At 65.6% G+C, this 14123-nt stretch carries 13 protein-coding genes; 11 read left to right on the top strand and 2 right to left on the bottom strand.

Going from position 1 to position 14123, the window contains the following annotated elements:
* Positions 1–139: 139 nt before the first annotated feature.
* The 6 genes from ompR to AC3FJ6_RS16570 all read left to right on the top strand — a co-directional run bounded on the left by ompR (position 140) and on the right by AC3FJ6_RS16570 (position 6134).
* Entirely contained in the window at positions 140–862 is a 723-nt protein-coding gene (ompR, locus tag AC3FJ6_RS16595) for an osmolarity response regulator transcription factor OmpR (RefSeq protein ID WP_010810107.1), read from the top strand.
* 23 nt (positions 863–885) lie between these two features.
* Complete coding sequence (locus tag AC3FJ6_RS16590; protein ID WP_249640879.1) at positions 886–2235, top strand: ATP-binding protein; 1350 nt, start codon at positions 886–888, stop codon at positions 2233–2235.
* Positions 2236–2509: 274 nt separating this feature from the next.
* Positions 2510–3802 carry an MFS transporter gene (locus tag AC3FJ6_RS16585; protein ID WP_488772896.1) on the top strand — a complete coding sequence of 431 codons (1293 nt, stop codon included), beginning with the start codon at positions 2510–2512 and terminating at the stop codon, positions 3800–3802.
* Positions 3803–4121: 319 nt separating this feature from the next.
* Entirely contained in the window at positions 4122–4670 is a 549-nt protein-coding gene (locus AC3FJ6_RS16580; RefSeq protein ID WP_153948133.1) for a peroxiredoxin, read from the top strand.
* A gap of 121 nt (positions 4671–4791) precedes the next feature.
* On the top strand, positions 4792–5313 hold the full coding sequence (locus tag AC3FJ6_RS16575) for a carboxymuconolactone decarboxylase family protein (protein WP_400397382.1): 522 nt from the start codon (positions 4792–4794) through the stop codon (positions 5311–5313).
* A gap of 239 nt (positions 5314–5552) precedes the next feature.
* Entirely contained in the window at positions 5553–6134 is a 582-nt protein-coding gene (locus AC3FJ6_RS16570; RefSeq protein WP_400393110.1) for a GNAT family N-acetyltransferase, read from the top strand.
* A 13-nt stretch (positions 6135–6147) separates the two neighbouring features.
* Here AC3FJ6_RS16570 and ispF read toward each other — a convergent pair whose 3' ends face one another.
* Both ispF and ispD read right to left on the bottom strand, forming a co-directional pair.
* Complete coding sequence (ispF, locus tag AC3FJ6_RS16565; RefSeq protein ID WP_488772895.1) at positions 6148–6654, bottom strand: 2-C-methyl-D-erythritol 2,4-cyclodiphosphate synthase; 507 nt, start codon at positions 6652–6654, stop codon at positions 6148–6150.
* A gap of 22 nt (positions 6655–6676) precedes the next feature.
* On the bottom strand, positions 6677–7411 hold the full coding sequence (ispD, locus tag AC3FJ6_RS16560) for a 2-C-methyl-D-erythritol 4-phosphate cytidylyltransferase (protein ID WP_488772894.1): 735 nt from the start codon (positions 7409–7411) through the stop codon (positions 6677–6679).
* A 188-nt stretch (positions 7412–7599) separates the two neighbouring features.
* Between ispD and mfd the strand changes: the two genes are divergently transcribed.
* The 5 genes from mfd to AC3FJ6_RS16535 all read left to right on the top strand — a co-directional run bounded on the left by mfd (position 7600) and on the right by AC3FJ6_RS16535 (position 14104).
* Positions 7600–11052 (top strand): transcription-repair coupling factor, encoded by a 3453-nt coding sequence (gene mfd / locus AC3FJ6_RS16555; RefSeq protein WP_488772893.1) that lies wholly within the window; start codon positions 7600–7602, stop codon positions 11050–11052.
* A gap of 55 nt (positions 11053–11107) precedes the next feature.
* The gene (gene argE / locus AC3FJ6_RS16550) at positions 11108–12319 is read left to right on the top strand and encodes an acetylornithine deacetylase (protein WP_153948251.1); all 1212 of its coding nucleotides are present in this window, start codon (positions 11108–11110) and stop codon (positions 12317–12319) included.
* Positions 12320–12414: 95 nt separating this feature from the next.
* A complete protein-coding gene (gene serB, locus AC3FJ6_RS16545) occupies positions 12415–13269 on the top strand; it encodes a phosphoserine phosphatase SerB (protein WP_488772892.1) in 855 nt (284 codons plus the stop codon).
* Between the two features lie 227 nt (positions 13270–13496).
* Positions 13497–13808 (top strand): hypothetical protein, encoded by a 312-nt coding sequence (locus tag AC3FJ6_RS16540; protein WP_488772891.1) that lies wholly within the window; start codon positions 13497–13499, stop codon positions 13806–13808.
* Positions 13805–14104 (top strand): hypothetical protein, encoded by a 300-nt coding sequence (locus AC3FJ6_RS16535; protein ID WP_153948126.1) that lies wholly within the window; start codon positions 13805–13807, stop codon positions 14102–14104. Before AC3FJ6_RS16540 ends, AC3FJ6_RS16535 begins: the two co-directional genes overlap by 4 nt.
* The last annotated feature ends 19 nt before the right edge of the window (positions 14105–14123 follow it).

Here is a 14123-nt window from a genome sequence, read left to right as displayed (position 1 = left end):
CCAGGTGAAAAGCGTCCCTGGGAAAACGGTTTGCGGAGTGTAAATGCACAAAAGGTGCATGCCGCCATACCACGGGGTAAAGTATGTAACGTTTTGTTAAGCCATTTTGAGCGAAAGCGATAGTCGCTAAGATACCGCCATGGAAAATACCAGCCACAAGATTCTCGTCGTGGATGACGACCCGCGCCTGCGCGACCTGCTGCGCCGCTACCTTGGCGAGCAGGGCTTCACGGTTCTCGTGGCGGAAAACGCCACGGCCATGAACAAGCTCTGGCTGCGCGAGCGTTTCGATCTGCTGGTGCTGGACCTGATGATGCCCGGCGAAGACGGGCTTTCCATCTGCCGCCGCCTGCGCGGCGCCAACGACCAGACCCCGATCATCATGCTCACCGCCAAGGGCGAGGACGTCGACCGCATCGTCGGCCTGGAAATGGGCGCCGACGATTATCTGCCCAAGCCGTTCAATCCGCGCGAGCTGATTGCGCGGATTCACGCCGTGCTGCGTCGCAAGGGGCCCGCCGAAGTACCGGGCGCGCCGTCCGAAACGCCTGAAACGTTTGCGTTCGGCGATTTCGTGCTGAACCTGGCCACGCGTACGCTGACCAAGAACGACGAGGAAATCACGCTCACCACGGGCGAATTCTCGGTGCTCAAGGTTTTTGCCCGCCACCCGCGCCAGCCGCTGTCCCGCGAAAAGCTGATGGAAATGGCGCGCGGCCGCGAATACGAGGTGTTCGACCGCAGCCTGGACGTGCAGATTTCGCGTCTGCGCAAGCTCATCGAACCTGACCCGAGCAACCCGCGCTTCATCCAGACGGTCTGGGGCCTGGGTTACGTCTTCATCCCCGATGGCGTGAAGTAAGTCCGGTCGACCGCAGCCTCATCGTGGCGACCGCCCTCGGCCGTACCGCAACGCGGTTCTTCGGTTCGCTATTCTGGCGAACCTTCATGCTGATCGCCCTTTTGCTGGCGATCTCGCTGGGTATCTGGTTCCAGAGCTATCGGCTCTTCGAACGCGCGCCGCGCGCCCAGCAGATCGCCATGCAGGTGGTCAGCGTGGTCAAGCTCACCCGCGCAGCCCTGCTCTACTCGGACCCGGCCCGGCGCCGGTTCCTGCTGCTCGACCTCGTCCAGAACGAGGGCATCAAGGTCTATCCGCGCGAAAAGGACGACGACTTTGCCGCGCCCAAGGCCAACCCGTTCCTGACCCAGCTCGTCCAGCAGGAAATCCGCAGCCGCCTGGGCGAAGACACCGTGCTGGCCACCACGGTCAACGATATTCCGGGCGTGTGGGTCAGCTTCGAGATCGAAGGCGACGACTACTGGGTGGCGATCAGCCCCGAGCGTTTCGAACGCGTGCCCGGTATCCAGTGGCTCTGGTGGAGTATTGCCGCGCTGCTGCTGTCGATCATCGGTGCCGCCTTCATCACGGCGCGCGTGAACTACCCGCTCAAGCGGCTGGCCAATGCCGCGCGACTGATCGGCTCTGGGGGCGAAGCGCCGCCGCTGCGCGAACAGGGCGCCAGCGAAGTGGCCCAGGCCAACCGCAGTTTCAACCAGATGGTGCGCGACCTGCGCCAGCTCGACGACGACCGCGTGGTCATGCTGGCCGGTATCTCGCACGACCTGCGTACCCCGCTCACCCGTCTGCGGCTGGAAACCGAGATGTCGCCCGTGGACACCACCACGCGCGACGCCATGATTGCCGACATCGAACAGATGGATGCCATCATCGGCCAGTTCCTGAACTACGCCCGGCCGGGCCAGGAAGTGGTGGAGCCGGTGGACCTGTCCACGCTGGTGCAGGAATCCGTTGGCGTCTATGCCGCGCACGACGACGTGCGCGTGCACGTGCGGGCCAATGGCCCGGTCATGGCCGTGGCCAACCGCATGGAGATCCAGCGCATCCTGGACAACCTCGTCGAGAACGCGCGCCGCTATGCCAAGGACGAGGAATCGGGCATGGCCGAGGTGGAAATCTCCACGCGCGTGGAGGACAAGGAAGCCGTGCTGGTGGTGGCCGACAGCGGGCCCGGCGTGCCCAACGAGCAGCTGTCGCTGCTGACCCGGCCGTTCTACCGGCTCGACAGCGCGCGCAGCGAAGCCAAGGGCGCCGGCCTGGGCATGTCGATCGTCAACCGTATCCTGCAGCGCAACGGCGGCCGCCTGATCCTGGCCAACCGCCCCGCCCCGAAAACCGGGCTCGTGGTCAGCGCGCGATTCAGGCGCGCCTGACCCGCCGTTTCCCCCCGTCGCGCCCCACGTGCGTGCCCGCATGTCCCGCATGCGGCGCATTGACAGGTTTTCTTCAGCATTTGATATGGTTTTGAAAGGTTGCTGACAGGGGAATGACAGCGTCATTGCGCACACTTCAGGCCATCGACAGGCCGATGCATACAACGGCATCCGAAGTCATGGCGCCGCCTGCCGCAGCACCCCTTTTTCGCCATGGCTGACAACAATCGACAACATGCCGCACGACCCCACGTACGGCGACCGAGAGACAGCCATGTCAAGCTCCAGCTCCACCCCCCAGCACGGTTTCCGGACCGTGTTCCGCGTCGTCAGCGGAAACTTCCTCGAAATGTACGATTTCATGGTGTACGGCTTCTACGCCGCCGCCATCGCGCGTACGTTCTTCCCTGCCGGCGATGAGTTTGCATCGCTGATGCTGTCGCTGGCCACGTTCGGCGCCGGCTTCCTGATGCGACCGCTTGGCGCGATCGTGCTGGGCGCCTACATCGATCATCACGGCCGCCGCAAGGGCCTGATCATCACGCTGGCGCTGATGGCGCTGGGCACGCTGCTGATCGCGCTGGTGCCGGGCTATGCATCGATCGGCGTGGCCGCCCCGCTGCTGGTGTTGTTCGGGCGCCTGCTGCAGGGTTTCTCTGCCGGCGTGGAACTGGGCGGCGTGTCGGTGTACCTGTCCGAGATCGCCAAGCCCGGCCAGAAGGGCTTCTACGTGGCCTGGCAGTCGGCCAGCCAGCAGGTGGCCGTGATCTTCGCCGGCCTGCTCGGCGTGATCCTGCACGCCACGCTGGCGCCCGCGCAGATGGACAGCTGGGGCTGGCGCGTGCCGTTCCTGATCGGCTGCCTGATCGTGCCGTTCCTGTTCCTGATCCGCCGCTCGCTGGAAGAAACCGAGGAATTCCGCACGCGCAAGCATCGTCCGTCAATCAACGAGATCTACCGTTCGATGCTCGACAACTGGCGCATCATCATCGCCGGCTGCCTGATGGTGGTCATGACCACGGTGTCGTTCTACATGATCACCGCGTACACGCCGACGTTCGGCAAGACCGTGCTCAAGCTCGACGACGTGGACAACCTGATCGTCACGATGTGCGTGGGCCTGTCGAACTTCATCTGGCTGCCGCTGATGGGCGCCCTGTCCGACCGCATCGGCCGCAAGCCGCTGCTGGTGTTCTTCACGATCGCCACGCTGGTCACGGCCTACCCCGCGGTGTCGTGGCTGGTGGCGGCGCCGTCTTTCGAGCGCTTGCTGATGGTGGAACTGTGGCTGTCGTTCCTGTATGGCAGCTATAACGGCGCCATGGTCGTCACCTTGACCGAGGTCATGCCGCCCGCCGTGCGTACCGCCGGCTTCTCGCTGGCCTACAGCCTGGCCACGGCGCTGTTCGGCGGCTTCACGCCGGCGATCTCGACGTACCTGATTCACAGCACCGGCAACAAGGCAGCTCCCGGCCTGTGGCTGATGTTTGCCGCGGCTTGCGGCCTGGTGGCCACGCTGGTCATCTTCCGCGCCCGGCGCGAGCACGCGGCGCTGCACGCCGCCTGAGCCTCCGGCCTGCCTGCCGCACGCGTGCGGCTCGCGCCGCCTTCATGTGCCTGACACGTTCGCGTGGCAGTTATGTGATGGCGGCGCGCTTGCTTTCCGGACAGCCGTCACCATTTGGCGCTCATGGCATACTTGTGGCGCGTTTTGCGCAGCGCGAGACGCTGCCTATCGGCCCGTTTAAGAAAACCAATTGGCCTTGGTGCGCCCGAATGCGCATACTCGGAGCTTTCGTGCAAATACGATTGACATCCCGGCTGCCGCGGGAACCGAATCGTAGATTGCAAGCCTCAATCTGTTCAACCGTATCTAGGAGAAGTCAATGAAGACCGTTGGTGACAAGCTCGAAGCCTTCAGCATCGTTGGTGTCAAGCCGGGTTTCAACAACCACGAAGAGAATGGCCAGTCGGCTTTCGAAGACATCACCGAAAAGTCGTTCGAAGGCAAGTGGAAGGTCATTTACTTCTACCCGAAGGACTTCACGTTCGTGTGCCCGACCGAAATCGTGGCATTCGCCAAGCTGAACAACGACTTCGCCGATCGTGACGCGATCGTGCTGGGCGGCTCGACCGACAACGAATTCGTGAAGCTGGCATGGCGCCGCGAACACAAGGATCTGAACAAGCTGAACCAGTGGCAATTCGCCGATGTGACCGGCTCGCTGGTCGACCAGCTGGGCGTGCGTGACAAGGCCGCTGGCGTGGCCCTGCGCGCGACGTTCATCGTCGATCCGGACAATGTGATCCAGCACGTTTCGGTGAACAACCTCAACGTCGGCCGCAACCCGGAAGAAGTCCTGCGTATTCTGGACGGTCTGCAAACGGACGAACTGTGCCCGTGCAACCGTGCTGTCGGCGGCGCCACGCTGTAATTGGCCCTGCCCGCCAGGCACCTTGCGTGACCCGGCACATCGCATGGAAGGGCCTGGCGCCCTTTCATGTCGAAACCCGCTATGTGCGGGTTTTTTGAGCCCTTGTCGATAGGAGAAATAAATGGAATTCCTCAGCACGATTAAGAATGCAATCCCCGATTACGCCAAGGACATCCGCCTGAATGTGGATGGCACCATCGCGCGTTCGTCGCTGGAAGGCAACGATGCAGTCGGGGTGGCGCTGGCAGCGGCGTTCGCGGCCAAGAGCAAGCTGATTGTCGACGTGATTCGCAACGCCAACGTGCTGTCGCCCGAGGAAGTCAACGCCGCGCAGACCGCCGCCGCGCTGATGGGCATGAACAACATCTGGTATCCGTACGTCGAGATGGCCGAAGATCCGGACCTGGCCAGCCAGCCTGCCGGCCTGCGCATGAACGCCTACGCTACCCATGGTGGTGTGGACAAGCGCCGCTTCGAGATGTACGCACTGGCCGCCTCGATCATCGGCAAGTGCCACTTCTGCGTGAAGTCGCACTACCAGCTGCTGAAGACCGAACAGGGCATGAGCGCCCAGCAGTTGCGTGACGTCGGCCGCATCGCCGCCGTGATCGGCGCCGCCGCCAATGTGATCGTCGCGGAATAAGACGCCAGATCGCGACCGAAGCGCGCCAATCGGGCGTTCATCGCGGGCGGCGTCGCCCGTGAGGCAACGCCAGGCACCCACACGGGCGGGCACTGAAAGGTGTCCGCCCGTGTGCATTGATGCGCTTGCGCAATCGTCAATCGGGGTATTGTCCGACATCCCTTACAGCCAATCGAACCGGTGCATTTGTGCATGGCGCGGCCTACAATCGACGAAAGGTCACGAACTTCGCTGTTGCCATGAGCACCTTGCCTTCACCCAATTCGCCGCGCTTCCGCTTCCGGCTGGCCGCGGTCCATGACTGGGGCGATATCGCCGCGGTCACGCAGCAGGCCTACGGGCAATATGAGCTCGAAATCATGGAAGATTGCCGCGCGTCGTTCCAGCGCGGCATGAAGGCCGTGATGGCTGCCAAGGACAATCCCGACATGGAATGGTGGGTCGCCGAGACCGACCACGGCATCAGCGGTGCGGTGCTGTTCTGCCATCCGGGCGCCACGTTGACGGCGCTGGACGACTCCACGATCACGCTGACGCAGCCCGAAGCGCGGCTGCTGTCGGTCAGCCCGCAGGCGCGCGGGCTCGGGCTGGGCAAGCGGCTGATGCAGATCTGCATCCAGCGCGCCCGCGACATTGGCGCCCAGGCCCTGATCTGCCGCACCATGCCCGAGATGGATTCGGCCATCAAACTGTGCGAGCAGATGGGCTTCCAGAAGCGGACGGAGGCCGGATCGCGCCATGGGGCCATGGCGCGGCTAATCGATTACGTATATCCGATCACGGCCGAGGAACCGGCCGCACCATCGCCGCCAGCCCCCTGAGCCGGTCGCGCAATCAGTCCTGCACGTCGACCGTGCGGCGGTAGATCAGCACCGCCGCCTGCGCGACGATGCCCTCTTCCTTGCCTTCGAAGCCGAGCTTCTCGTTGGTCTTGGCCTTCACGTTGCAATGCGTGACGGGCAGGCCCAGGTCTGCGGCCAGGTTGGCCACCATGCCGGCGATATGCGGCGCCAGCTTGGGCTTCTGCGCGATGACCGTGGCATCGACATTGCCGATCTCGAACCCGGCGGCCCGCACGCGGCGCGCGGCCTCGCGCAACAGCACGCGGCTGTCGGCGCCCTTGAAGTCCGGATCGGTGTCCGGAAAATGGCGGCCGATGTCGCCCAGCGCAGCCGCGCCAAACAGCGCGTCGGTCACGGCGTGCAGCAGCGCATCGGCATCGGAGTGGCCCAGCAGGCCACGGTCGTGCGGAATATCGACGCCACCGAGAATCAGCTTGCGGCCCGGCACCAGGGCGTGCACGTCATAGCCCTGCCCTACGCGAAAATCGAACGGATTCAAAACGACTCCTTGCAAAAGTGGGTCACGACGCCGGCTGGCCCGTGCGCAGCAGCACGTCGGCCAGCGCAAAGTCCTCGGGGTAGGTCACCTTGAAATTGCGCAGCGAGCCGTTGACCAGCCGCGGATGCAGGCCCAGGCGCTCGATGGCGCTGGCTTCATCGGTGACCACGGCACCGGCGGCCATGGCGTCTTCCAGCGCATGGCGCAGTACGCCGATGCGGAACATCTGTGGTGTTTGCGCCTGCCACAGGCCCTCGCGCGGCACGGTGCCGCCGATGCGCGCGCTGGCATCGGCACGCTTCAGGGTGTCGGGCACCGGCACGGCCAGGATGCCGCCGATCGGCTCGCTGGCCGAATCGTCGGATTCCACCGCCCGCACCAGCGTATCGATCATCGCACTGGTCAGCCCGGGGCGCGCGGCGTCGTGGACCAGCACCCAGTCGGTATCGGTTGCACCCAGCGTGGCCAGATGATGCAGGCCGGCCAGCACCGACGCATGGCGCGAATCGCCGCCCACGAACGCGGTGTCGAAGCGCAGGCCCGCAAAGGCTTGGGCGCCGAACCGTGACTCCAGCGGCATGTCGTCGGGCGCCAGCACCAGCGCCGTGGCGCTGATGACTTCGCTGGCGGAAAACGCCGCCAGGGCGTACCAGAGCATCGGCCGGCCGGCCACGGTCTGGTATTGCTTCTGCACGGCGCCGCCGGCACGGCTGCCGGTACCGGCACAGGGAATCAGGGCGAATCGACGATCGGACACAGGTTTCTGAGGGCCTTGGAATATTTGGCACGGCCAGCGGGCCGGCCGGAGCGCATTCTATAATACGGCCCTCGCCCGCCGCCATGAATCCTGGCATGGCCCGGCTGGCATGACAGACAACCCCTGCCCGTGGCATGCCTTTCGCATGTGCCGGCGGGGTGTCGCCGTTTTTGCGCCCGATGCTGCCAATGCCTGACAACGCTACCGCATTTCCTTTCGCCACCCTGCCGCTGGTCAAGGCTGGCATGCGCCATACCCTGACCGGCCTGACCGGGTCCGCCGACGCCCTGGCGGTGGCCGCCTATGCACGCCAGCACCGCGCCAGCGTGCCGATGGTGGCCGTGGTCTGCGCCAATGCCATGGACGCGCAGCGGCTGGCCGAGGAAATCCCATGGTTCGCCCCCGAACTGCGCGTAAGGCTGCTGCCCGACTGGGAAACGCTGCCCTACGACAGCTTCTCGCCGCACCAGGACCTGGTGTCGGAGCGCCTGGCCACGCTGCACGACATCCAGGGCGGCCAGTGCGACGTGATGATCGTCCCCGCGTCGACCGCGCTCTACCGGCTGGCGCCGCCCTCGTTCCTGGCCGCCTACACATTCTTCTTCAAGCAGGGCGAAAAGCTCGACGAAGCCGCGCTCAAGGCGCAGTTCACGCTGGCCGGCTACGAGCACGTCAGTGCGGTCATGCGACCGGGCGAATACAGCGTGCGCGGCGGGCTGATCGACCTGTACCCGATGGGCTCGGCCCTGCCGTACCGGATCGACCTGTTCGGCGACGAGATCGAGACCATCCGCGCGTTCGATCCCGATTCGCAGCGCAGCCTGTATCCGGTCAAGGAAGTGCGCCTGCTGCCGGGCCGCGAGTTTCCGCTGGACGACGCCGCCCGCACCGCCTTCCGCGGCCGCTGGCGCGAGGTGTTCGAGGGCGACCCGACCAAATCCCCGATCTACAAGGACATCGGCAACGGCGTACCGTCCGCGGGCATCGAGTACTACCTGCCGCTGTTCTTCGAGCAAAGCGCCACGCTGTTCGACTACCTGCCCGCCGGCACGCAACTGGCCTTCGCGGGCCAGGTCGATGAAGCCATCCGCCGCTTCTGGGCCGACACCACGCAGCGTTACACCTTCATGCGCCACGACCGCGAGCGCCCGTTGCTGCCGCCCGCGGACCTGTTCCTGTCCGAAGAGCAGTTCTTCATCGGGGCCAAGCCGCTGGCCCGGCTGGTGCTGCAGCGCGAGGCCGTGGCAGCCGACGCGCCGGCGTTCTCGGCCAGCCTGCCCGATGTGTCGGTCAACCGCCGCGCCGAAGATCCGCTGGTCAACCTGGAAGCACTGCTGCTGAACAAGGCCACGCGCGTGCTGATGTGCGCCGACTCGGCCGGCCGCCGCGAAACGCTGATGCAGCTGTTTGCCGAAAGCGGCCTGCGTCCGATGGTGGTCGAGGACTTTGCGGCCTTCCTGGCCGGCGATTCGCATTTCTCGATCGTGGTGGCGCCCCTGCAGAGCGGCTTTGCCCTGCCCGCCGCGCCATTCGCGTTCGTTACCGAGAACGAACTCTATGCCGGCACCGCGCGCCGCACCGGGCGCCGCAAGCAGGAGCAGGCCAGCACCGTCGATTCGATGGTGCGCGACCTGGCGGAGCTCAAGATCGGCGACCCCGTGGTGCACAGCGAGCACGGCATCGGCCGCTATCAGGGACTGGTCACGCTGGACATGGGCCAGGGCGACGAGGAATTCCTGCATCTGGACTACGACAAGGCTAGCAAGCTGTACGTGCCCGTGCACCAGTTGCACGTGATCTCGCGCTATTCGGGCGCCGATCCGGACACCGCCCCGCTGCACTCGCTGGGCACCGGCCAGTGGGACAAGGCCAAGCGCCGCGCCGCGCAGCAGATCCGCGACACGGCCGCCGAACTGCTGAACCTGTACGCACGCCGTGCGCTGCGCCAGGGCTTTGCCTTCCCGCTGCAGCCCAAGGACTACGAGACCTTCGCGGAGAGCTTCGGCTTCGAGGAAACGCCCGACCAGGCCGCCGCCATTTCAGCCGTGATCGCCGACATGACATCGGGCAAGCCGATGGACCGCCTGGTCTGCGGCGACGTGGGCTTCGGCAAGACCGAGGTGGCGCTGCGGGCCGCGTTCGTGGCCGTGCTGGGCGGCAAGCAGGTGGCCATGCTGGCGCCCACCACGCTGCTGGCCGAGCAGCACTTCCAGACGCTGTCCGACCGCTTTGCCGAGTGGCCCGTGCGCATCGTGGAGCTGTCGCGCTTCAAGACCAAAAAGGAAGTGGACGCCGCGATCAAGCAGATCAACGACGGCACGGTAGACATCGTCATCGGCACCCACAAACTGCTGTCCGACGAGGTGAAGTTCCAGCGCCTGGGGCTGGTCATCATCGACGAGGAACACCGCTTTGGCGTGCGCCAGAAGGAGGCGCTGAAGACGCTGCGCGCCGAGGTGGACGTGCTGACGCTGACCGCCACGCCGATCCCGCGTACGCTGGGCATGGCGCTGGAAGGCCTGCGCGACTTCTCGGTCATCGCGACCGCGCCGCAGAAGCGGCTGGCCATCAAGACCTTCGTGCGCCGCGAGGAAGACGGCGTGATCCGCGAGGCCATCCTGCGCGAGCTCAAGCGCGGCGGCCAGGTCTACTTCCTGCACAACGAAGTCGAGACGATCGAGAACAAGCGCGCCAGGCTGGCCGAACTGGTCCCCGAGGCCCGCATCGCCGTGGCGCACGGACAGATGCACGAGCGCGAGCTGGAACGCGTGATGCGCGACTTTGTGGCCCGCCGCGACAATATCCTGCTCTGCACGACGATCATCGAAACCGGCATCGACGTGCCCACGGCCAACACGATCCTGATTCATCGCGCCGACCGCTTCGGCCTGGCCCGGCTGCACCAGCTGCGCGGCCGCGTGGGCCGCAGCCACCACCAGGCCTATGCCTACCTGCTGGTGCATGACGAGGACGGCCTGACCAAGCAGGCGCAGCGCCGGCTGGAAGCCATCCAGCAGATGGAGGAACTGGGCGCGGGCTTCTACCTGGCCATGCACGACCTCGAAATCCGCGGCGCCGGCGAGGTGCTTGGCGACAAGCAGTCGGGCGAGATCCACGAAATCGGCTTCCAGCTTTACACCGACATGCTCAACGCGGCCGTGAAGTCGCTCAAGGCCGGCAAGGAGCCTGACCTGATGGCCCCGCTGGCGGCCACCACCGAGATCAACCTCGGCACGCCTGCGCTGCTGCCGAACGACTACTGTGCCGACGTGCACGAGCGTCTGTCGCTCTACAAGCGGCTGGCCAACTGTGAAACCGGCGAGCGCGTGGACGACATCCAGGAGGAGTTGATCGACCGCTTCGGCCGGCTGCCCGCCCAGGCGCAGGCACTGATCGAAACGCACCGGCTGCGCATTGCCGCCGCGCCGCTGGGCGTGCGCAAGATCGACGCCGGCGAGGCTACGGTGAGCATGCAGTTCGTGCCGAATCCCCCAATCGACGCCATCCGCATCATCGACCTCGTGCAAAAGAACAAGCACATCAAGCTGGCCGGACAGGACAAGCTGCGCATCGAGGCCAAGATGCCCGACGTGGGCGCTCGGGCGCAGACCATCAAGCACACCCTGCGCCAACTGGCCTGACCGCGCCGACAGGTGTAGGATCACATCCTTGACGAATCAACTGTTTGACCATCCCATGCAAGCTGCCGCCGACACCCGCAACACCCACGCCGAAGCTCCGCCACGCGGCAGCGCGCTGGACTGGACCCAGCGCCTGGTGTCGTTCGACACCACGTCGCGCCATTCGAACCTGGGGCTGATCGAATCCGTGCGCGACCACTTCCTGGCAAAGGGGCTGCGTCCGCATCTGAGCTACAACCCGCAGGGCGACAAGGCCAACCTGTTCGTGACGATTCCGGCCGCGAACGGCGCCACCGACGGCGGCATCGTGCTGTCCGGCCACACCGACGTGGTCCCCGTGGACGGCCAGAGCTGGACCACCGACCCGTTCAAGCCGGTGATTCGCGACGGCAAGCTCTACGGCCGGGGCACTTGCGACATGAAGGGCTTCATCGGCACCAGCCTGGCGCTGCTGCCCACCATCCTCGACGCCAGGCTGCGCGAGCCGGTGCATTACGCGCTGTCGTTCGACGAGGAAATCGGCTGCATGGGAGCGCCGTACCTGCTGGCCGAACTGCGCGACCGCGGCGTGAAGCCGGCGGGCTGCATCGTCGGCGAGCCGACCAGCATGCGCGTGATCGTGGCGCACAAGGGCATCAACGCCTATCGCTGCTGCGTGAAGGGCCAGGCGGCCCATTCGTCGCTGACCCCCAAGGGCGTCAACGCCATTGAATATGCGGCGCGCCTGATCTGCTACATCCGCGACATTGCCGACGAATTCAAGGCCAACGGCCCGTACGACCGGGCCTTCGACGTCCCGTTCACCACGGCGTCCACCGGCACGATCCACGGCGGCATCGCGCTGAACACGATCCCGGCCGAATGCGAGTTCGTATTCGAGTTCCGCAACCTGCCGGGCGTGGACCCGGAAGCGATCCTGGCGCGCATCCAGCAGTACGTGAACGACGTGCTGGTGCCGAAGATGCGCGCCGAGCACGTGGACGCCGGCATGGCCATCAGCAAGATCGCCGCGGCCCCGTCGCTGGACGCCGCCGAATCCGATGCGATCACGCAGCTCGTGCGCGCACTGACCGCCGACCGCGATACGAACAAGGTGGCCTACGGCACCGAGGCCGGCCTGTTCCAGCGTGCCGGCATTCCGGCCGTCGTGTGCGGCCCCGGCGATATCCAGCAGGCCCACAAGCCCGACGAATTCGTGGCGCTGGACCAGCTGGCTGCCTGCGAGGCGTTCCTGCACAAGGTGGTGGACAGCCTGCGCGTGGCCTGATCGGGACAGCCCAAGGCGCGATCAGGGAGCGGGGCGCAGTACAATACGGCCCTTCTTCCTGTCGCCCTCCCGCATCGCCCGGATTTCCTGCCGTCATGCCCCTGATTCTCCAAAGCCTGTCCCCGCTGTCCGCCGCCGACCTCGACGCCGTGCGCACGGTGGCCAATGCCTCCGATCTCGCGCTGCGCGCCGACAACGTGGCCGCCGCCGACCACTGCAATCCGCTGACCCCGGCGCTGCGCGATGCCCTGGACGACGTGTGCGGCGAACGTGCCATCGACTGGGCCGTGGTGCCGGCGGGACGCAAGCTGTCGGATTTCCGGCTGGTGGCGATGGACATGGACTCCACGCTGATCACGATCGAGTGCATCGACGAGATCGCCGACTTCTGCGGACTCAAGGCCGAGGTATCGGCCATCACCGAGGCCGCCATGCGCGGCGAAATCACCGATTTCAACGAAAGCCTGCGCCGCCGCGTGGCCCTGCTGAAGGGCCTGGACGCGAGCGTGCTCGACCGCGTGTACGCCGAACGCCTGAAGCTGTCGCCGGGCGCCGAGCGCATGCTGCAGACGATCCAGGCGCTGGGCATGAAGACGCTGCTGGTGTCGGGCGGATTCGTGCACTTCACCGACCAGCTCAAGCCGCGCCTGAAGCTAGATTTCGCGCGCGCCAATACCCTGGAAATCGTCGACGGCAAGCTGACCGGCAATGTGGTGGGCGAAATCGTCAATGCCGACGTCAAGGCGCGCACGGTGCGGGAAGTCTGCGAGCAGATCGGCGCCGATCCGTCGCAGGCCATCGTCATGGGCGACGGGTCCAACGACCTCAAGATGATGGCCGTAGCGGGCCTGTCGGTGGCCTTCCGGGCCAAACCCGTGGTGCGGGCGCAAGCCAGCGTCGCGTTCAATCATGTCGGCCTGGACGGCTTGCTGAACCTGTTCCCGCACTAAGCGATTCCCCACCAGGCACCCGTTCGTGGTGCCTGATGCTGCTCTTGGAACCCCGGGGGCGTCTTGCGCACATTTCCGTGCGGCTGTCACATTACGTTTTCGTTATTCGCTTTTCGGCCACAGCTGTACCGAGGGGTCCGCAAACGCCGTGATTGCCTTGTGAAATCAAATGCGAATCATTATTATTATTCCTTTCCCGTAACACCGTCCCCTCGGTCGCCCGACGCATGCAAGCGTTAGCCGTTTTCCTATCCCTGGCCGCCGCCGCGTGCCTCTATCTTTCCGCGCCGAATCAGGTGCTGTGCGTGGACGCCGACAACAATGGCCGCGCGCCGCTCCCGCCCCGGCTGCTGCGCTGGCTGGGCGTCTTGCTTGCCATCGCCGGCACCTGGGTCATGAGCATCCCCGAAGGCTGGCCCGTAGCGATCGCCGCGACGCTGGTCACGCTGACCTGCGCCCTGTCCGCATGGCCCTTCATCGGCACCTGGATTCACCACAAACGCTACGACGACATGCCCGGCGAAGGGAGTGCGCCATGATTGGAACCAAGTGGCTCGCCGGCACCCTGCTGGGCCTGCCGTTGGCCGTCGCGCTGTGCACACTCGGCGTGCTGTGGCTGCCGGGCGGCTGGGAAAGCGGCATCGTGCTGGCCATCACGCTGAGCTTCGTGCTGTGGGTGACCATCATCAGCCTGAGCCTGTTGTTCCAGACCAGCCGCGCCGCGTGGCTGTGGCTGCTTGGCGGCAACCTGGTGTGCTACGGCATCCTGTGGGCGGTCCGCCTGATGCACGCGATGCCGCCGGCATCGACACTGTCTGCCCTGTCTGGGCACTGATCCGGGCCACCGAGGCATT

It is taken from the genome of Cupriavidus sp. 94F1 (genome assembly GCF_057798875.1).
Note: the sequence above shows the minus strand (reverse complement) of the source record. Positions and strands in the feature narration are given on the sequence as shown.

Excerpts from the sequence above, each read along its gene's own strand:
- ompR (WP_010810107.1), top strand. The coding sequence starts at position 140 with ATGGAAAATACCAGCCACAAGATTCTCGTCGTGGATGACGACCCGCGC.
- AC3FJ6_RS16570 (WP_400393110.1), top strand. The coding sequence starts at position 5,553 with ATGAGCACCTTGCCTTCACCCAATTCGCCGCGCTTCCGCTTCCGGCTG.
- mfd (WP_488772893.1), top strand. The coding sequence starts at position 7,600 with ATGCCTGACAACGCTACCGCATTTCCTTTCGCCACCCTGCCGCTGGTC.
- AC3FJ6_RS16535 (WP_153948126.1), top strand. The coding sequence starts at position 13,805 with ATGATTGGAACCAAGTGGCTCGCCGGCACCCTGCTGGGCCTGCCGTTG.
- AC3FJ6_RS16540 (WP_488772891.1), top strand. The coding sequence starts at position 13,497 with ATGCAAGCGTTAGCCGTTTTCCTATCCCTGGCCGCCGCCGCGTGCCTC.
- serB (WP_488772892.1), top strand. The coding sequence starts at position 12,415 with ATGCCCCTGATTCTCCAAAGCCTGTCCCCGCTGTCCGCCGCCGACCTC.
- AC3FJ6_RS16580 (WP_153948133.1), top strand. The coding sequence starts at position 4,122 with ATGAAGACCGTTGGTGACAAGCTCGAAGCCTTCAGCATCGTTGGTGTC.
- AC3FJ6_RS16585 (WP_488772896.1), top strand. The coding sequence starts at position 2,510 with ATGTCAAGCTCCAGCTCCACCCCCCAGCACGGTTTCCGGACCGTGTTC.
- AC3FJ6_RS16575 (WP_400397382.1), top strand. The coding sequence starts at position 4,792 with ATGGAATTCCTCAGCACGATTAAGAATGCAATCCCCGATTACGCCAAG.
- argE (WP_153948251.1), top strand. The coding sequence starts at position 11,108 with ATGCAAGCTGCCGCCGACACCCGCAACACCCACGCCGAAGCTCCGCCA.